The 19,671-nt window shown below is 67.8% G+C and carries 12 protein-coding genes; 7 read left to right on the top strand and 5 right to left on the bottom strand.

Going from position 1 to position 19,671, the window contains the following annotated elements:
• Positions 1-47: 47 nt before the first annotated feature.
• The 4 genes from HNR67_RS43025 to HNR67_RS43010 form a co-directional block, all read right to left on the bottom strand.
• Positions 48-1,622, bottom strand: a complete 1,575-nt coding sequence (locus HNR67_RS43025; protein WP_312989435.1) for a carboxylesterase/lipase family protein — start codon at positions 1,620-1,622, stop codon at positions 48-50.
• Between the two features lie 71 nt (positions 1,623-1,693).
• Entirely contained in the window at positions 1,694-2,797 is a 1,104-nt protein-coding gene (locus HNR67_RS43020; protein ID WP_185009761.1) for a 50S ribosomal protein L11 methyltransferase, read from the bottom strand.
• 26 nt (positions 2,798-2,823) lie between these two features.
• Positions 2,824-4,008: a cytochrome P450 gene (locus HNR67_RS43015; RefSeq protein WP_185009760.1), complete on the bottom strand. Its 1,185-nt coding sequence runs from the start codon at positions 4,006-4,008 to the stop codon at positions 2,824-2,826.
• Between the two features lie 170 nt (positions 4,009-4,178).
• Positions 4,179-4,619, bottom strand: coding sequence for a MarR family winged helix-turn-helix transcriptional regulator (locus tag HNR67_RS43010; RefSeq protein WP_185009758.1), 441 nt, complete (start codon positions 4,617-4,619; stop codon positions 4,179-4,181).
• Positions 4,620-4,673: 54 nt separating this feature from the next.
• On the opposite strand from HNR67_RS43010, the gene HNR67_RS43005 reads away from it, so the two are divergent.
• The 7 genes from HNR67_RS43005 to HNR67_RS42975 all read left to right on the top strand — a co-directional run bounded on the left by HNR67_RS43005 (position 4,674) and on the right by HNR67_RS42975 (position 17,533).
• Positions 4,674-5,261, top strand: a complete 588-nt coding sequence (locus tag HNR67_RS43005; protein ID WP_246492724.1) for a TIGR03086 family metal-binding protein — start codon at positions 4,674-4,676, stop codon at positions 5,259-5,261.
• Positions 5,262-5,305: 44 nt separating this feature from the next.
• Positions 5,306-5,533 carry a hypothetical protein gene (locus tag HNR67_RS43000; RefSeq protein WP_185009754.1) on the top strand — a complete coding sequence of 76 codons (228 nt, stop codon included), beginning with the start codon at positions 5,306-5,308 and terminating at the stop codon, positions 5,531-5,533.
• 20 nt (positions 5,534-5,553) lie between these two features.
• Positions 5,554-6,033, top strand: coding sequence for an SUKH-3 domain-containing protein (locus HNR67_RS42995; RefSeq protein ID WP_185009752.1), 480 nt, complete (start codon positions 5,554-5,556; stop codon positions 6,031-6,033).
• Positions 6,034-6,188: 155 nt separating this feature from the next.
• Complete coding sequence (locus HNR67_RS42990; protein ID WP_185009750.1) at positions 6,189-6,476, top strand: hypothetical protein; 288 nt, start codon at positions 6,189-6,191, stop codon at positions 6,474-6,476.
• A 528-nt stretch (positions 6,477-7,004) separates the two neighbouring features.
• Positions 7,005-10,316: a LamG domain-containing protein gene (locus HNR67_RS46580; RefSeq protein ID WP_185009748.1), complete on the top strand. Its 3,312-nt coding sequence runs from the start codon at positions 7,005-7,007 to the stop codon at positions 10,314-10,316.
• Between the two features lie 44 nt (positions 10,317-10,360).
• Entirely contained in the window at positions 10,361-17,197 is a 6,837-nt protein-coding gene (locus HNR67_RS42980) for a polymorphic toxin-type HINT domain-containing protein (RefSeq protein WP_185009746.1), read from the top strand.
• Between the two features lie 33 nt (positions 17,198-17,230).
• Positions 17,231-17,533, top strand: a complete 303-nt coding sequence (locus HNR67_RS42975) for a hypothetical protein (protein WP_185009744.1) — start codon at positions 17,231-17,233, stop codon at positions 17,531-17,533.
• A gap of 73 nt (positions 17,534-17,606) precedes the next feature.
• On the opposite strand, the gene htpG is transcribed toward HNR67_RS42975, so the two are convergent.
• Positions 17,607-19,553, bottom strand: a complete 1,947-nt coding sequence (htpG, locus tag HNR67_RS42970; RefSeq protein WP_185009742.1) for a molecular chaperone HtpG — start codon at positions 19,551-19,553, stop codon at positions 17,607-17,609.
• Positions 19,554-19,671: the final 118 nt, after the last annotated feature.

Below are 19,671 nucleotides of genomic sequence, written 5' to 3'. Positions count from 1 at the left end.
CCGACTCTACCGGTGCGCGGATCCCGGGGTCGGGGCTTGACTGAAGATCATCTGCCCAGTCCGCGCCAGAACTCCGCCTGGTGCCCGGCGGCCAGGTCGACCGGCCCGATGCCGTCACGACTCGGGGCCAGGGCCTGGACCAGGTCGGTTGCCGGGGTGGACGGTGCCCAGCGGGGGCGGCCGGGGCCGTTGGGATCGCCGGTGCGGGCGAACCGGGTCCAGTAGTCGATCATCGTGTTGGCCAGTTCCCGCTGATCAGGGCGGAGTCGGGTGCCGGTGAAGTACTCGGCGGCGAACAGGTAGTTAAGTTCGGCGGCGTGGAAGGCCCCGGTCCGGTAGCTCAGCGGGGCGACGGTGCTCACCCAGGGCGCCTCGGTGTCGGCGAACTCGTAGGCGTAGGTCGGCACGTGCCGGGCCAGCGCGCGGTGGGTGGTCGCGGCGGCGCGGGCCCAGTAGGCGTCGGTGAGCACCGCGGTCATCGCCTCGGACGGACTGCCGTAGCCGGTCAGCGGGTACTCGGCGGCGATCCTGGCCGCGTCCGACTGGCCGAAGATCGCGGTCAGTTCGGCTGGGTAACTCGCCGCGGACACCGGTGGCAGGCCGAGCAGTTCGCGGGCCAGGAAGGTGGCGTGCTCGTCCCGGGTGGTGCCGTGCATGACCGGGACCCGGTTGAACCGGCCTGCGGCCAGCGCCGCCACCGGATCCAGCGGCAGGATCGGATCGCCGGTGACCGGGCCGAGTTCGTGCCCGGCCTTGGCCAGCAGTTCCGCCGCGGGTTTGGCGTGCAGGCAGGTGGCGGCGGTGGCGGGCTCGGTGCAGCCGAGCCGGGTGGCGAAGGCGGTCGCGTCCGCCTCGGCCCTGGCCTTCGGGCGGGGCAGCCAGGTGCCGGAGGTGGGCCAGGAGGTCATCGCACACGGTCCACTTTGGACGATCGCGCGGTGGAACAACCCGGCCGAGCGGGGCGAGAACAGGTGCGCGCAGGCGCTCACCCCACCGGCGGACTCGCCGAAAACCGTGACGTTGCCGGGGTTCCCGCCGAACGCGGCGGCGTTGCGGCGCACCCAGTGCAGTGCGGCCTGCTGGTCCTGGATGCCCAGGTTGCCCGCGTCCAGCGCCGGATGGGCCAGGAAACCGAACACGCCGAGGCGGTAGTTGAGCGTCACCACCACCACGTCGGCGCGGGCGGCCAGCGCGGCCGGGTCGTACTTGCTGCCGGCCCCGTTGCGGAAACCGCCGCCGTGCAACCACACCAGCACCGGCAGCGGCCGGGTGCCGCGGACCTTCGGCGTGGTCACGTTGAGGTACAGGCAATCCTCGGCCGTCCTGGCCTGCTCGCCGAGGATGCCCCGGTTCTGCGCGCACTCCGGGCCGGGGCGGCGGGCGTCCCGGATCCCGCGCCAGCGCGGTGCCGGCCGCGGCGAGCCCCAGCGCAGCTCGCCGACCGGCGGCGTCGCGTACGGGATGCCCTGGAACGAACGGTGATCCGTGGCCACCGTCCCCAGCACCGGGCCGGTGTCGGTCAACGCCAACGCCGCCGGGCTCGCCGAAGCGACCCCCGTCAGCACACCGGCGCCGAGCACGGCCGCCAGCAGCACCCTGAGCACTCCTGATTTCCCTGTCACCGCGCCAACTCTGGCCCGGCCGGGCCGGGCGCACAGGGAACGCAGCACCCGGATCGGGGGTAGGGCCCGCCCTACCTGACCGGGAACAGGTCGCGGTAGAAGGAGTTCGACCGGAAGCCGTCGTCGTGGTGGGTGGAGGTCCAGGACAGCGGGAAGGTGCCGGTGCGGGCGCGCAGTTCGCCGTCCAGCCGGTAGTCCGGGTGCACGCCGTCGTTGCTGATGGTGGTGGTGAAGGTGATCGACAGCCGGTCGCCGCGGTGCACCGGCAGGCCGCCCGCCGAGAGCGGGGCGTAGACCGGGAGCCAGTTGCAGTGCTGGGACAGTGAGTCGATCGGCTTGTCCGCCGCGGCCACCCACAGCCGCACGCCGAGGGCGAACCCGTGCAGCGTGCCGCGCCGGGTGATCACCAGCTCGCGGTCCTGGGTGCCCTCCGGGGCCAGGTAACCGCCGTAGTCCAGCGGTTCCACCTCGGCCACCCCGGAAAGGTGCGCGCGGCGGCGCAGTTCCGGGATGCAGGCGCGCACGTCGAAGGGTCTGCCCACCGAGCTGAACACGTGTTCCAGGTAGGGTAGGGCCAGTTCGGCGAAGCCGGGGCTGCCGCCGGGCGCGGCGTGGTCGAGGTCCAGCGCGACGATCGTGGTGGTGCTGCGGTGCGGGATGAACACCCCGCCCGGCCGCACCAGCCGGATCCCGGCATCGCGCAGCACCGCGCCAGCGCCCTCCGCGCCACCCAGGTTGCCGATGATCTCCGAGACGCAGACGTCGGCGCGTTCGGGCAGGTCGATGGTGGTGGAAAGGCCCTCCAGCACGGTGACCCGGTCGGCGAACCCGGCTCGTGCCACCGCCTCGCGGGCCTGCCGGGCCGCCTCGGGCAGCACCTCGACCGCCCACACGTGCCTGGCGCCGGCCCTGGCCGCGGTCAGCGCCCAGACCGCCTCCTGACCGGTGCCGATGTCCAGCACGGTGCGGCCGGGCGCGTGCCTGCCGATGGCCGCGGTGTAGCAGTCGTTGCGCACCCGGTCGTTGAGCATGAAGTGGTAGAGCCGGTCGTCGTAGACCGGGTACTCGCCGAGGGAGGGCACCAGCAGCACGGGCGCCTGGCCGCCGGGTTCGCGGGTGCGCACCAGCACCCGGCGGTCCGGCGCGGCGACCTGGGCGATGAAAGAACCGGACAACGGAATTCCCTCCCGAGAGACGGCGGTCATCCCGCGGTGGTCCAGCGCAGCGGCAGGCTTTCCACGCTGAGCTGGACGAAGGCCCGTTCCCGCACCGGGAAACCGGCCGGGATGCGGTAGTCCGGAATGCGCCGGTGCCATTCCTCCAGCGCCACCTTCAGCTCCAGCCGGGCCAGGTGCGCGCCGACGCAGCGGTGAATTCCCCAGCCGAAGGTGAGGTGCCGGTTCGGACTGCGGTCCAGCAGCACCTCCTCGGCCCGGTCGAATTCCCGTGGATCCCGGTTGGCCGCGCCGGAGAGCAGCAGCACCAGATCGCCCGCGCGCATCGGGCAGCCGGCCAGTTCGACGTCCTCGGTCACCCGGCGGCCGTCCAGGATGATGTCGTAGTAGCGCAGCAGTTCCTCCACCGCGCTGGGGATGATCTCCGGCTCGCGCACCACGCGCTCCCGGTCGGCCGGGTTGGTCGCCAGGTGCCAGAACGCGTAGGACAGGTGCGCGGAGATGGTGTCCAGCCCGGCGATGAACAGCACGAACAGCAGGTTCGTCAGCTCCTCGCGCTTGGCCTCGCGACCGTCGATCCGCCAGGTCAGCATCCGGCTGACCAGATCATCGCCCGGCTCGGCCACCCGGCTGTCGACCAGCCGCCCGAAGTAGGCGCGCACCTGCTCGCGCACCTCGTCCAGGTCCTGCTCGGCCTCCTCAGGGCGCAGCACCGCCTCCTCCCAGGCCAGGAAGCGGTCCAGCTCGGTCTGCGGCAGGTCGAGCATGGTCAGGAACACCGCGACCGGCAGCCGCTGGGCGAACTCGGCGACGAAGTCGCAGGAGCCCTTGGCCAGCAGTCCGTCGATCAACTCGGTGACGTGGCCGCGTACCACCGGCTCCAGCGCGCGGGCCCTGGCCGGGGAGAACTCGCTCATCAGCGGTTTCCGCCAGGCGGTGTGCACCGGCGGGTCGAGCTGCATGGGGATGGCCGGATCGACCGGGTCCGGGTCGAGCAGGGACAGGCCGCTGTTGGCGAAGGCGGTGGGATTGCCGAACAGCTCGCGCAACGGTTCCATCCGGCTGACCACCCAGAAGCCGCCGTCCGCGGTGCTGCGGAAGCCGGGACACTCCTCGCGGACGGCGTCGTGCACCGCACGGTAGTGCCCGATGCGCCGCGTGCCCTGCAGATAGCGGAAGTGCTTCTCCGGAACCCCAGCCTCGCCCGGCATGGCTTTTCCTCTTCTCGCGTCGAATACCCCTCGTGCTGCTCAGGAATACCCGTACACATAACCGGAAACCTACGCCGGATAAACGATGGTGATGCACTGGAGGACAGCCTCCAGTGCCTGTTGTGGAATTCCTCTGGGTGCTGCTCGGAAATTCCGCGGCAATCGGAGCACTAAGCCCCGGCGATCTCCTCCGGCGGCACCGCCGAGAGCGTTTCCAGCGCCGCGAGGAACGCGGCCCGCTCCGCCGAGGGCAACCGGGCCAGCACCCGCTCCTCCTTGGCCTGGATCTCGGCCTGTGCCGCCCGTCGCAACGCGGTCCCCCGCTCGGTGATCGACACCAGCCGCACCCGCCGATCCGCCGGATCAGCCCGCCGCTCGATCAACCCCTGCTGCTGCAACCCATCTAGGACCCCGATGATCCGCGTCTTGTCCGCCCCGATGGCCTGCGCCAGCGCCGCCTGCGTCCGCACCGGCCCCTCATCCAGCGCGGTCAGCACCGAATAAGCCCACATTGACACCCCGTGCGCCCGCAACACCGGCAGCTCGGCCGCGACCAGCCCCCGCACCAGCGGCCCGATCATGGCCGCGAGATCGCGACGGCGCCCGGTCATGGGGGCAGCTTACTGACCTTGACGAGATCGTATGCGCGTGCACATCATATGCACATGCTTACGACTGACCTACGGCAACTGAACCGACGAGCGGTACTGGACAGCATCACCGCGGTAGACCGGATCAAACCCACCGACCTGGGCCGCCCAACCCCCTGCGCGGACTGGACGGTCGAGGACCTGCTGGCCCACATGACGGTGCAACACCACGGCTTCGCCGCCGCGGCCGAGGGTGACGGCGCCAACCCGGCGGTGTGGGAGGTGCGACCACTCGGCGCGGACCCGGTGGCGGAGTACCGGGAAGCGGCGGACCGGGTACTCGCGGCGTTCGCGGCGCCGGGGGCACTGGAGCGGGATTTCGCACTGGCCGAGTTCGGGGTGACGGTGCCGGGGTGGCGGGCGGTGGGGTTTCACCTGATCGATTACGTGGTGCACGGGTGGGATGTGGCTCGGGCGCTGGGGGATTCGTATCGGTTGGCGCCGGAGTTGGTGGAGGTCGCGTTGGGGATCGCGTTGGCGGTGCCGGATGACGAGAGCCGGGGGCAGCCGGGGGCGCCGTTCGGGCCGGGGGTGCCGGGGGAGGGGGTGGGGCTGGATCGGATTCTGCTGGCGCTGGGGCGTTCGCCGCACTGGCCGGCCTGATTTTTCTTGGGCAGACGATGGTGGGCTGGTAGCCTGCTTTGTTTGTGGAGGACTGGGACGAAATTCATGGGTTCGGGTCGCCGGGCGAGTACGCCCGATTCCTGCTGTGGATTGCCGAAGCAGTGGCGGAAGGTGCGCTTCGCGAGATCCCGGTGGGATCCAGGTATTCCGAATACTGTGAGGAGCGCTGGTATCGCGCTGTTTCCGGGCAGGCGTGGAGGGTTGTCGGCCCGGATTTTCCCTTTACCGGAGCATTCTTGAAGGTTGAGTAGCTGGTTGGTCAGGGGGCGGCGTGGGGAATCGGTTTCCGGTCGAGGTCGAGCGGTTGTTGCTGGTCGCGGGATGGAGTCCGGGTCGCGCGGTTGAGGCGGACCCATGTCTGGCGGCTTGGCGTTCGCTGGGGCTTGATGCCGAGGCTGGGCCGGTGGACTTCGTGCGTGAGTTCGATGGGCTGTTCGTGCGTCATCCGCCATATATCGATGCTGCTGGCGTGCGGCACTGGGATCACACGCGATTTGATGTTGCCGGATCGGTTCAGGGCATCTCACCGCTGATGCATCGCGAGTATTCTGGTCTGGCCGGTATGGATCTTTATCCGGTGGGGGAGAATCGATGGCACGCGACATTGCTGGCCGGTGCCGATGGCGGGCTGTTCTGTGGGGTCGACAACTATCTGCTCGGCTACTTCGGCAGGTTGGACGCGGTGGTGGCGGAGATTTGCCGCGGAGTGCGTCCAGTTCTGGTAGGAGAGTGGGAGCTGGGTTCGGACTGACGCGGTGTCAAGGTGCAACTCTGGTGGCGGTCAAAGTGGCAGGCGTTCAGGGTGAGACCAAGTGGAGACCTTGGCATTTCTGCTGAATTCTCGGATTCGGACATTCAAGAGGTGGCCGAGGGCTTCAGCCCGAAGCCCAGGACAGGTGAGGTTTCATGACGCTGGGCGAACTGGTGGAGTCCATCCGGGAATGCGACGAGGACTCCACCATCTTCGTGGCCGACGTCCCCGTGCTCGAGCCGTCAACCCCGGCCGTGCTGGTGCCCGAAGAGCGCGAGGACGAGGCGCCCGAGGGGATGCGGTACTTCCTGGAGGTGTTCATCGCCTGGGAGGTACTCGTGGTCTGGTCCGCCAATCGCGGTGGCGCTGAGCCGGACAGCGCACAGAAATTCGAGGCAGTGGTCTGGTACGCGGAGAATGACGCCTACCTGCCGGAGAACTGACGTAACCGACCCCGCTCAGGGTCGTTCCGGAAGGTTCTCGCGCTCGGATCTGGTCGCTGAAAGTGATTTTCCCGTTTGGACTGAGACTGCTGGATGAGGGTCCGATATTGCTAGGCGCCAGGGGCTTCAGCCTCAGTGGTCGAACCTGACTTCTGTTGGGGTACAACAGCTTTGGCGCCCCGTTGCCTCGGGCCGCCACGGACAGCCGGGCGAGAGCACCGGGGCGATCGCCTCCCGATGACAGGGACGGCCGCTGAATCACCGGTCCGAGCTGGTCAGACGGTCGGCCTGTCGTCGCGCTGCGTAGTTACCCTGTTCGGCCTATCGCAACTTCGCAAACCAGCTGCCTATAGTTCGCCCCGCGGTTTCTGGCCGCGCGTCTGGGGGGCGCTGCCACGTTCTGGTCTGTAAGGACCACGTGGTTCTTTAGGGGGAGTTGGTTTGAGGTTCGGCGCTGAGCGCTGCCTTGTGCAGCGCGTGATTCGTGCTGCCGTCATCACGACGGCGGCCGCGGTTGCACTGTCCACAGTGGTCATACCGGCCGTTGCCGCACCCGCGGCGCCTGCCAGGGAGACCGGGTCCGAATCCGCGGCACGTGCCGCGGCGAAACAGCAGAACAAGCCGGTCCCGGTCGCGTCCAAGACCACCGAGACCGGCCAGGTCGTGGCCAATCCGGATGGCAGCTTCACGCTCACCGAGCACGTCCAGCCGGTCCGGGTCCGCCGCGGCGACCAGTGGGCCCCGATCGACCTGACCCTGCGCAAGCGCGCCGACGGCCTGGTCGAACCGGCCGCGTCACCAGTGGATCTGCGGTTGTCCGGTGGGGGCGCGCAGAAGCTGGCGGTGCTGGGCCGGGACGGCCGGGAGGTCGGCCTCGGTTGGGAGGGTGCGCTGCCCACCCCGGTGCTCACGGGCGCGACCGCGACCTATGCCGAGGTCTACCCCGGCGCTGACCTGGTCGTAAGGGCCACGCTCACCGGGTTCAGCCAGTTGCTGGTGGTCAAGAACGCCGAAGCGGCGAAGAACCCCAAGGTGCGCAAGGTCGTCTTCGACTCACACACGAAGAACGTCACCCTCGGCCTGGTGCCGCCGCCAGCCGGTGGGCGCAGCGCCCCGGCCGTCGGCAACGGCACTGACCTGCAGGCCGTCGACGCCGAGGGCAAGGTCGTGTTCACCGGCGAGGCGTCCCGGATGTGGGACTCCACCGGCCCCGGCAGCCATGCCGACCGGTTGAACGGGCCTGGTGAGGGCGGCCGGGAGGCGGCCATGGGCGTGGAGCTGGCCGGGGCCAGGCTCGCCGTGGTGCCGGACGCCGCGTTCCTCACCGCCGCCGACACCAGGTATCCGGTCTACATCGACCCGGACTACCAGTGGACGGGCCGGAAGAACCACCACGCGGTCGTGCAAAGCGAGTGGCCGACCGAACGCAACTACGACAAGACCGGCGGCGACCTGAACGACCTCAAGGCCGGCTACGCCAGGGAGCGTGGCGTCTGGATGGTCTCCCGGTCGTTCGCGGAGCTGGACATCGTCCGCGTGCACGGCACCACCATCCACTGGGCCGAACTCAAGACCACGGTCGTGCATTCGGCCGCCTGCAACAACCTGCCGACCCAGGTGTGGGTGACCGGTGGCATCGATCCCGGCACGACCTGGAAGCACCAGCCCAACTGGAACCGGCGGCTGGGGGACATCAGGCAGCAGAACAACGCGACGTACTGCCGCACCGACGGTCAGGCCAAGGTCGATGCCGGTGACGTTGTGCGGCAAGGAGTCGCCGAAGGCTGGCGGAACGTGACCTTCGGGTTCCGCGCGGACAACGAGGGCAACAAGGACCACTGGCGGCGCTTCGACCTCAACCCCCGCCTGGAGATCGGCTACAACACCCCGCCGAACCCGCCGACCGAGCTGAGCATGGAGGTCGGGCAGATCCCCTGCGTCCGTGGGCCGAACCGGCCGATGGTGTTCACCAAGACCCCGCGGCTGCGGGCCCGGCTGTCCGACCCGGACTCCGGTGCGTTGCTGGACGCCGGTTTCCGCGTGCTGAAGGGCACTCCGGAGCAGCACACCTGGGACGGCAACGAGACCAGGGTCGACAAGATCCCCTCAGGTGAGTTCGCCGAGGTCAAGGTGCCCGAGGGCGTGATCACCGACGGGCAGGTCTACACCTGGCACCTCTGGGCAGGCGATTACGAGGCGTCGGCCTGGTCGGAGATGTGCGAGTTCACGGTCGACTTCCAGGACCCGGGCATCCCGGCGGTCTCCTCGACGGACTATCCGGCGGGCAAGGCATCCGGTGGCGCCGGGCAGACCGGCCGGTTCCAGATCATGGCCAACGGCACCAACGACGTAGAGCACTACCTGTACTCCTTCACTGACGAGGAGAGCGACGATCCGAAGAACCGGGTCAACGCCAACGGCATCGGCGGGGACGCGGTGGTGCACTGGACGCCCGCGCTGGAACGCCCGCAGACGATGTACGTCCGCTCGGTCGACCGCTCCAGCAGGCGCTCGCCGATCCACCGGTACCAGTTCATCGTCAAGCCGCACGACGTGGCCACCGCGGGGCTCCAGGCACACTGGAAACTGGACACCGACCTGAGCGACTCTTCCGGCAACAACCGTTCGCTCGCACCGGAAGGCGCTCCCGCGCAACGGGCCGAGGGCTATCGTGGCCGGGCCAGTCAGTTCGACGGCGTTGACGACCGGATGCTGCACCGGGGGCCGGTGCTGGACACCTCCAGGAGCTTCTCCGTCTCGGCCTGGGTCAAGCTGGACCGGGACAACAACTGGGCCACCGTGGTCAGTCAGGAGAGCACCGACCCCAGCCACAAGGTCAGCTCGTTCTTCCTGCAGTACGCCGACGGGCCGGACCGCTGGGCCTTCGCCATGCCCAACAAGAGCGATCCCTCCGGCGGCACCGCGCGAGCGCTGTCCACCGCACCGCCGAAACTGGGCATGTGGACCCACCTGGTCGGCGTGTACGACGCCGCAGGCGGGAAACTCTCCTTGTACGTCAACGGTATTCGCCAACAGGAGGCCGCGGTCACCGGCTGGTCCGGCGCGGGCGACCTGGTGATCGGCGCGGCCAGGTGGGACGGCGGGCTCGTCGACTACTTCCCCGGCACGGTGGACGACATCCGGGTCTACAACCGGGTGCTGGTGCCGGCCGAGGCCGCGTTCCTGACCAACCAGCCCATCTCCCGGGCGCACTACGTGCTCCAGGAGGGCAACGGCACCACCACACGGGACGCGGTGACCGGCCGGGACGCGCAGTTCCACGGCGGGGTCAGCTGGTCGGCGGAGGAGTACACCGCGGTCCGGCTCAACGGCGAGCCCGGTCCCAACGGCGGTCACCTGGTCGGGCCCCGGCCAGGCTTCCGGACCGACCAGTCCTTCACGGTCTCCGCCTGGGTCAGGGCGGAGTCCCTCGACAATCGGGCGCACACCGCGGTCAGCATCGGCGACCCCAAGTACTCGCCGTTCCTGTTGCAGTACCGGCCGGAGCAGGGCAAGTGGGGATTCCTGCTCTCCTGCTCGGACCGGGAGCCCTGCGGGCGGACGGTGCTGTCCAGTGAACCGGCCAGGGCCGGGGAGTGGGTGCACCTGACCGGTGTCTACGACGCGGTCGCCGGTGAGGCGCGGATCTACGTGGACGGCCTGTTCGCCGGCCGGGAGCAGAACGTCAGCGGCTGGAACAACTCCGGCGACCTGCTGATCGGCCGGGCGCAGTGGGGCGAGCAGGCCACGGACTACTTCAAGGGCGCGGTGGACGACGTGAAGGTCTTCGCCGGTGTGCCCAGCGACGCCGAGATCCTGCAACTGAAGAACCGTTCCTGATCATGGTGAATCGGCCTCAGGGCCGAGCTGAGGAGGGGGCAGTCATGAGGGTCCGAACATTCTGGCGCGCCGTGGCGCTGGTCGCGGGGGTGAGCCTGGCCGTGACACCGGCCTCGGCCATCGCCGCGCCGGCCGCCGCGGCGGTCACCAGACCTGAGCCGCAGAAGGAACGCTCGGTTCCGGGCGGGCCGGTGCCGGTCCAGCCTGCGCCGGTCAGCGAGACCGACACCAGGGCGATCAGTGCACCGCCACAGGTCTCCTGGCCTGCCAAGGGGACCGCGGACGTCGAGTTGCCCGCCGGGCGGGCAACGCCACAGGGGAATGCTCAACCGTCCACTGTGGACTATCGCAAGGCCGGGGACCTGCCGGTCGCGATCGGTGTCCTGCCCGCGCAGGCATCAGCCCGTTCGGCGCCCGCTGATCCGGGCAAGGTCCGGGTGGAGGTCCTCGACCGCGCGGAGGCGGTCAAGGCCGGTGTTCCCGGCGTGCTGCTGAAGGTCACCGACGCCGGTGGCACCGCGGGCCGCGACCTGTCGGTCCGGCTCGACTACCGCGGGTTCGCCGAGGCATACGGCGGCAACTACGGTTCCCGGCTGCGCCTGGTGCAGTACCCGGAATGCGTGCTGAGCACGCCGGAGCGGGCCGAGTGCCGGAGCGGGACCCCGCTCCGCGGCGACAACCACGCCAAGGACCGGTCGCTGACCGGCGCGGTCACCCTCGCCGAGCCCTCCTCGCCCGGCCGGGCCGCGGTCGGCACGAACGCCGTGCTGGCCGCCGAACCGGGTGCGGGCAGCAACGGAGGTTCTTACCAGGCAACGGATCTGGCCGCCTCGGCGAGCTGGCAGGCCGGCGGTTCCAGTGGTGACTTCAGCTACTCGATCCCGGTCAAGGTGCCGCCGTCGCTGGGCGGGCCCGCGCCGAGCGTCGGGCTGTCCTACTCCTCCGGCTCCGCGGACGGGCGGACCAGTGCCACCAACAACCAGGCGTCCATGGTCGGTGACGGCTGGGACCTCAGCGCGGGTGGCTATGTCGAGCGCAAGTACCGGTCCTGCACCGAGGACCAGTACAAGAACGGCGACAAGAACAAGAAGGGCAACCAGGGCGAGCGCCGGACCGGCGACCAGTGCTACGACACGGACAACGCGACCCTGATGCTCGGCGGCACCTCCTCAGAGCTGGTCTGGGACGCGCCCAACAGGCGCTGGCGCTCGAAGAAGGACGACGGCGCCTACATCGAGTTGCTCAAGGGCGCCGACAACGGTGACAACGACGGTGAGCACTGGAAGGTCACCTCGACCGACGGCACCCAGTACTTCCTGGGGCGCAACAAGCTTCCTGGCTGGGACGGCGCCAAGCGGCACCCCACGACCAACTCGGCGTGGACGGTGCCGGTCTTCGGTAACCACAGCGATGAGCCCTGTTACAAGCCCGAGTACGCCGCGGCCTGGTGCCAGCAGGCGTGGCGGTGGAACCTCGATCAGGTCATCGACCCCAAGGGCAACATCACCGTCTACTACTACAACTACGAGGAGAACCACTACGGCCGCAACGCCACGCCAGAGGCAGGCACGTTCTACGTGCGTGCCGGGCACATCGACCGCATCGAGTACGGCCTGCGCGAGGACAACGCCTACGCGGCGGCGCCGTCGAAGGTGCGGTTCGAGACGGCCGAGCGCTGCCTGCCCTCCGGCGCGATCACCTGCGCGCCGGGACAGCTGAACAAGGACACCGCGAAGTCCTGGCCGGACGTGCCGTTCGACCAGATCTGCGCGCCGAACACCAGGTGTGAGAGCCAGCTCTCCCCGGTCTTCTTCACCCGCAAGCGGTTGACCAAGGTGGTCACCGAGGTGCTGCGTGAGGTGCCGAACGCCCAGCCTCGGCACTTCGAGGTCGACTCCTGGAGTCTGCGGCACATCTTCCCCGACTCAGGCGATGCCCTCTCGCCCGTGCTGTGGCTGGCCGGCGCCACCCGCTCCGGGCACGTCGGCGGCACCGCGTCCCTGCCGGAGATCACCTTCGGCGGGACCTCCATGCCGAACCGGGTGGGCACCATCGACCGGCTCACCTCGGTCACCCGGTACCGGCTCACCGGAATCCGCGGTGAGGGCGGCGGGAACACCACGGTCAAGTACGCCGAGCCCGAGTGCAAGAAGGGCGATCCACTGCCCGCGCCCGAGGCGAACACGCTGCGCTGCTACCCGACGTGGTGGAGTCCGGAGGGCGCGCCGGAACCGCTGCTGGACTGGTTCCACAAGTACGTGGTGACCAGCGTGCACGAGGGCGACAACGTCGGCGGCTCCACCCTCCTGAGTACCGAGTACCAGTACCCGGACAAGGGCGGCGCCTGGCACTTCGACGACAACGACTTCGGCAAACCGGAGCACCGGACCTACTCCGCCTGGCGCGGGTACCAGAACGTCCGCGTGATCAAGGGGGCCGCCGGCACGGTCCAGTCGATGAACGACACCGTCTACCTGCGCGGGATGGACGAGGATCGCCTGCCAGGTGGCCGGAAACGGGACGTCTGGGTCACCCCGGGCAAGGGCAAGGCGGTCGAGGATCACGAGGCCCTGCAAGGGTTCGTGCTGGAGACGTTGGAGCACAACGGCGGCAAGGTCGTCTCGGCCTCGGTCAACCAGCCCTGGCTGAAAGGACCCACCGCGACCAGCGGTGACGACCGGTCCTTCCTGGTGCAGACCGCGGAGGTGCACGGCCGCGCCCTGATCGCCGGGGACAAGTGGCGGGAAACCCTGGTCCGCAAGACCTTCGACGAGGAGTTCGGCACCCCGCTGACCGTCGATGACGCGGGTGACCTCGCCGTCACCGGTGACGAGAAGTGCACGCAGAACACCTATCTGCGCAACCGGGACCGCTGGCTGCTGACCTACTCCGCGCGGGTCCTGACCGTGGCGCTGCCCTGTGCGGCGGCGCCGGGCAAGGACAGCGACCGGATCAGCGATGTCCGTTCCGCCTACGACTATCAGGAGGCGGGGAAGGCGCCTACCGGCCGTGGCGAGGTGACGAAGGTCGAGCGCTGGAACGGCACCGGCTACCAGACGGTGAGCGAGAGCAGGTTCGACCCGTACGGCCGCACCGTCGAGACCACCGACGTGGACAAGAAGAAGAGTTCCACCGCCTACAGCCCGGCGGGCGGCCTGCCGGTCCGGACGATCACCTCCACCAACCAGTTGCAGCACACCTCGGTCAAGACCCTGGAACCGGCGTGGGCGATCCCAGTGGCCGAGACCGGGCCGAACGGGGAACGCGCCGACCTGGCCTACGACCCACTCGGCCGGATGCTGAAGGTGTGGCCGCCGAGCAAGCCGAAGGTCAACGAGGCGACCCCGGCGAGTACCGAGTACAGCTACGAGTACCGCCCAGACAAGCCAACCGCGGTCACCACGAAGTCGTTGCAGGAGAAGGGCGGCCACACGATCTCGGTCGCGCTCTACGACGGCTTGCTGCGGCCACGGCAGACGCAGACGCCCAGCGCCAGCGGTGGCCGGGTGCTCAGCGACACCTGGTATGACTCCCGCGGTCTGGCCTGGAAGACCAACGGCGCCTACTACAACCAGGATTCGGGTCCGACCACCGAACTGCTCGGGGTGAAGGACACTGAGGTACCGAACCAGAGCGTCACCCACTACGACGGCATGGCCCGGCCGCTGGAGGTGATCCAGCTCAAGGGCACCCGGCAGGACCAGGTGGAGCAGCGGCGCACCAGCAGCCGCTACGAGGGCGACCGCACGCACGTGCTGCCGCCGACCGGCGACACGGTCACCTCGGTGATCAGCAACGCCCAGGGACAGGTAGTCGAGCGCCGCCAGTACCACGGCCAGATCCCGGACGGGCCCTTCGACGCCACGACCTACAGCTACACCAAGGCCGGTCAGCTGGAGACGGTCAAGGACCCGATGGGCAACACCTGGCGCTACGAGTACGACGCGCTGGGCCGCAAGTTCAAGGACCACGACCCGGACAAGGGCACGACCACCTACGCCTTCAACGACACCGACCAGCTGACCTCGACCACGGACTCCCGCGGCCGGACGGTGGCCTACTCCTACGACGTGCTCGGCCGCAAGGACGGCATGTACGAGGGGGCAGTCGGCGGGAAGAAGCTGGCTGAGTGGACCTTCGACACCCTGAAGAAGGGGCTGCCGACCGCGTCCACCCGGTTCGTCGACGGTCAGGCGTACACGTCCAAGGTGGACTGGTACGACGGCGCGAACCGGCCGACCAAGACCTCGGTGGTCGTCCCCGCGCGGGAGGGCGGTCTGGCGGGCACCTACACCTTCAGCGCGAAGTACTCGCCCAACACCGGTCAGCTCGAACAGAGTTCGATGCCCGCGGCGGGCGGCCTGCCCGCGGAGACGATCGCGCACGACTACAACACGCTCGGCATGCCGACCAAGACCTTCGGCATCGAGACCTATGCCGATGAGCACAAGTACTCGCCCTACGGCGAGACCATGGGGCTCACCTACGGCTCCGGCGGCAAACGGGTCTGGACAGACAATTTCTACGAGGAGGGCAGCCGGCGGGCCGAGCGGACGTCCATCACCAGCGGTTCGGCCGAGACCGCCAGGGTGGCCGACCGGAACTACCGCTACGACAAGGCCGGCAACATCACCCGCATCGCGGACACGCCCGAGGGCGGCCCGCAGGACGTGCAGTGCTTCCGGTACGACTACCTGCGCCGGATGACCACCGCGTTCACCCCGTCCACCGGCGACTGCCAGGTTCCGTTGGAGCAGAAGAACATCGGTGGTGCGGCTCCGTACTGGTACGACTTCACCTTCGACAAGATCGGCAACCGCAAGACCGAGGTGAAGCACGCTCCGCAGGGTGACACCACCCGCACCTACCATTACCCGGCGCCAGGAGCGGGCGCGAGCCAGCCGCACACCGTCCGCTCCGTGGAGCAGGCGGGGCCAGGCGGGACGCGCAAGGACGAGTTCGGCTACGACGCCACCGGCAACACCACCACCCGCAAGGTCGCGGGTTCCACCCAGACCCTGGACTGGGACGTCGAGGGCAAGCTGAGCACGGTCACCGAGGCCGACGGCAAGAAGTCGCAGTACGTCTACGACGCCAGCGGTGGCAGGTTGCTGCGGAAGGAGAACGGCCGCACCACGCTGTACCTGCCGGGTATGGAGCTGACCATGCCGGACGGCGGTCAGCCGACCGCCAAGCGGTACTACGCCCACGGCGGTGCGACCGTGGCCGTCCGAGGTTCGGTCTCCGGGCTGAACATGACCTTCGGCGATCACCAGGGCTCACCGACGACGTCCATCAACGCCGCGACCGGCGCGGTGGACCGCCGCTACCAGGACCCGTTCGGCCAGACCCGGGCACCACTGGCCGACTCCTGGCCGGATGACAAGGGCTTCGTCGGCGGCGTCAACGACAGCAGCGGCCTGACCCACATCGGCGCCCGCCAGTACGACGGCGCGACCGGCCGCTTCATCTCAGCCGACCCGATCATGGACCTGGCCGACCCCCAGCAGATCAACGGCTACTCCTATTCCAACGGCAACCCGATCACCTTCTCTGACTCGACCGGCTTGGCCATGGACTGCCGGCCGACCTGTCTCTACGAGGGCGAGAACTTCAACCGCGTGACCCCGCCTGGTTGGAGCCGCGAGCAGCGAGTGCGGGATGAGAACGCACGTATTGCTCGAGTGAAGGTCAAGACGGACGAGAAGAATGCCAAGAATGCTCGGCAGGAGAAGGCCAGGAACCAGGCTGGAGTCAGTCAGGAGGAATACGAGGAGGCCAAGCGTCTCGCCGCCAAGCGTGTCATCGACATTGTCCTGGATGCGGCCGGCGAGATCCTGAAGGACATCACCGGCCTGAACGACATGGAAGACTGTTTCGTCAAGGGCGACTTCTGGGGCTGTGCGTCCCTGGCGTCGAACCTGATCCCCGCGGCGAAACTGTTCACCGGTCTGGCGAAGCTCTATGACGGGATCAGACGGGCGATCAGCGCGGTCAGCACCTATTTCGAGAAGATCGGGCCGGCGAAGGCGTTGCTGGCCAAGGTCGACAAGGTCGCCGATGATCTGAAGACCGATGGCGGGTCGTGTCCGATCCGGAGTTTTGTGCCGGGGACGCGGGTGTTGCTGGCTGATGGGTCGAGCAAACCGATTGAAGAGATACGGATAGGCGATCGTGTGCAGGCGGCTGATCCGGAGACGGGTGAGTCGGGGGCTCGGGCGGTTGTCGGCACGGTGACCAATGAGAGTGTCAAGCGGTTGGTGACTGTCACTGTTGACACTGATGGTGATCGTGGTGAGGCGACCGGGTCGGTTGTGGCCACCGACAATCACCCGTTCTGGGTGGACAGCCAGCGACGCTGGGTTTATGCCCGTAATCTTGCAGCTGGCGATCAGGTGCTGGATGCTGCCGGGGCGCAGGTTTCCGTGGTGGCGACAAGTGAGCGCGTCGCGGTGCAGCGCGTATATAACCTGGCCATCGACGATATTCATACCTACTTCGTCTTGGCTGGTTCGACTGCAACTTTGACCCACAACTGTCCTGAGGGGGACAGTAGTGAGCCGAAAGAGTATGGCCCTTACAGTCGTGAAGAGTCCAGATCGCAACCTCCCGAGGTTGCTGACATGCAGGTTGACTCTGGAGAGCTTTGGGGGCGTCCGTACATGAATGGCGTGGGAAAGCCAGTCGTTCAAGCGTATAATCGCCCCTTGCCGGAGGGTGTGCGTGGAATTGAGTTCTACACTACGGTAAGGCCGAACTTTAAGGCCTCGCCCGCCCCTGAGGTTCGGTGGTATGCGGGAGATGAAGGTGTGATCTTTGATGATGATTTTGCTAAGATTCCAGCGCGAATTACTAAAAACACTCAGACGGGGCGAACGTAGGTGGCTATGCGAATAGTGCCGGGTGGGTCAGATTTGCCTGAGGTCGAGCTGTATCCGGTTGCTACTCTTTGTTGGGATCCGGATGAGTTGGTCAAGGTCTTGGGTATTGACCTTGTCTTTGTGGACGTGGATACGGGTCTGGATGATGCTAAGATGGCCTCCATTGTGCTGCCTTCTGGGACAGTGGTTGTCCTGCTTAAGCACGAGAGGAGTCGAGTTCGTGGTACCCAGCTGCATGCGGACTCGAAGATTTTGGCTCGGGTCGTGCTAGACGAGTTCCTTGCGGAATCCGGAATTGATCGACACAAGGTCACCTGGGTCCGTGAGGATGAGTGAATTTGCGTTGAGATAAGAGTTGGTCGCGATCGGTGTGGGACACGGACTGCCGTGTCCCACACCGATCAGCCGTTCAGAGCGTCTTCTCCAGGCGGGTGGCCAGGAGTTTGATGAAGCGGGATGGGTCGGGCAGGTCGCCGCCCTCGGCCAGCAGCGCCATGCTGTAGAGGAGTTCCGCGGTTTCCGGCAGGGACTCGTCTTCCGGGCGTTCGGTGTGTGCCGTGCGCAGGCCGGTGACCAGCGGGTGGTCCGGGTTCAGCTCCAGGATGCGCTTGATGGGCGGGAGGGGCTGGCCCATTGCCCGGTACATCTTTTCCAGGTTCGGCGTGAGGTCGTAGGTGTCGCCGACGATGCACGCGGGGCTGGTGGTGAGGCGGGTGCTGAGGCGGACTTCCTTGACGGTGGCTTCCAGGGTGGTGGTGAGCCAGGTCAGGAGGGGTTCGTAGTCTTTCTGCTGGATTTCCCTGGCGGCTTCGGTGGCCTTCTTCTCTTCCTCGGTGTCGAGGTCCACCTGGCCCTTGGCGATGGACTGGAACTGCTTCTCGTCGAAGTCGGTGACCGAGTCCACCCACATCTCGTCGATGGGGTCGGTGAGGATCAGGACCTCGTAGCCCTTGGCGGCCAGCGCTTCCATGTGCGGGGAGTTCTCGATGGCCTGGCGGGATTCGCCGGTCAGGTAGTAGATGTGCTGCTGGCCGTCCTTCATCCGGGCCACGTACTCGCGCAGGCTGGTCTGCTTGTCCGCGTCGTGGGTGGAGTCGAAGGCGCAGATCTCCAGGATGGCGTTGCGGTTGTCCGGGTCGGAGAGCAGGCCCTCCTTGACCGCCTTGCCGAATTCGGACCAGAAGGTGGTGTAGGACTCCGGCTTGTCCGACTGGAGGGACTTGACCGTCGCCAGGATCTTCTTGACCAGGCGCTTGCGGATCAGCTGGATCTGGCGGTCCTGCTGGAGGATTTCCCGGGAGACGTTGAGCGAGAGGTCGGCCGCGTCCACCACGCCCTTGATGAAGCGCAGGTATTCCGGGACCAGTTCCTCGCAGTCGTCCATGATGAACACGCGCTTGACGTAGAGCTGCACGCCGCGCTTGCGCTCGCGCATGAACAAATCCATCGGCGCGCGGGACGGGATGAACAGCAGCGCCTGGTACTCGAAGGTGCCCTCGGCGTTGAGCCGCACCGTCTCCAGCGGGCCGGACCAGTCGTGGCTGACGTGCTTGTAGAACTCGGCGTACTCCTCCTCGGTGACCTCGCTCTGGCTCCTGGCCCAGAGCGCCTTCATCGAGTTGACCGTTTCCAGCTCCGGCTTGGCCGCCGGTTCTGCCTCGGCTTCGCCCTCGGCCGCTTCGACGGGCTCGGGGGTGGACAGCGGGGCCATCCGGATCGGCCAGGTGAGGAAGTCGGAGTAGCGCTTGACGATCTCGCGGACCTTGGCCGGGCTGGTGTAGTCGAAGAGGTTGTCCTCGGCGTCCTCCGGCTTGAGGTGCAGGGTGACCGACGTGCCCTGGGGCGCGTCCTCGGCAGGGCCGATGGTGTAGGTGCCCTCGCCCGCTGACTCCCAGCGCACGCCCTCGGTCTCGCCTGCCTTCCTGGTGACCAGGGTGACCTGGTCGGCGACCATGAAGCTGGCGTAGAAGCCGACGCCGAACTGGCCGATCAGGTCCTGGGAGGCGGCCGCGTCCTGGCTCTCCTTGAGCTTGCGCAGGAACTCCGCGGTGCCGGACTTGGCGATGGTGCCGATGAGGGTGACGACCTCCTCCCGGCTCATGCCGATCCCGTTGTCCCGCACGGTCAGCGTGCGCGCCGCCGGGTCGGTCTCGATCTCGATGTGCAGATCGCCGGTGTCGGCGTCCAGGTCCTTGTCGCGATAGGTCGCCAGCCGCAGCTTGTCCAGTGCGTCTGAGGCGTTGGACACCAGTTCGCGCAGGAAGGTGTCCTTGTTCGAGTAGATCGAATGAATCATCAACTGCAGGAGCTGACGAGCCTCGGACTGGAACTCGAGCGTTTCGGTCGGGGTGGTCACGTGCTTCCTTCCGAGAATTCACTACCGGTTGCCGCGACCGTGAATTCTAGAGGCTGACCTGACCCGGGGTGGACGGGTTGCCCAGGAGCGCGTGGCACGGTGGCCGGGTGGCCACCGT

It is taken from the genome of Crossiella cryophila, assembly GCF_014204915.1.
Lineage (GTDB): Bacteria > Actinomycetota > Actinomycetes > Mycobacteriales > Pseudonocardiaceae > Crossiella > Crossiella cryophila.
This window is presented reverse-complemented; position numbering and strand designations above follow the sequence as displayed.

Bases quoted from the DNA above. Each gene is read 5' to 3' on its own strand.
- HNR67_RS42980 (WP_185009746.1), top strand. From the start codon at position 10,361: ATGAGGGTCCGAACATTCTGGCGCGCCGTGGCGCTGGTCGCGGGGGTG.
- HNR67_RS43015 (WP_185009760.1), bottom strand. From the start codon at position 4,008: ATGCCGGGCGAGGCTGGGGTTCCGGAGAAGCACTTCCGCTATCTGCAG.
- HNR67_RS43005 (WP_246492724.1), top strand. From the start codon at position 4,674: ATGCTTACGACTGACCTACGGCAACTGAACCGACGAGCGGTACTGGAC.
- HNR67_RS42990 (WP_185009750.1), top strand. From the start codon at position 6,189: ATGACGCTGGGCGAACTGGTGGAGTCCATCCGGGAATGCGACGAGGAC.
- HNR67_RS43010 (WP_185009758.1), bottom strand. From the start codon at position 4,619: ATGACCGGGCGCCGTCGCGATCTCGCGGCCATGATCGGGCCGCTGGTG.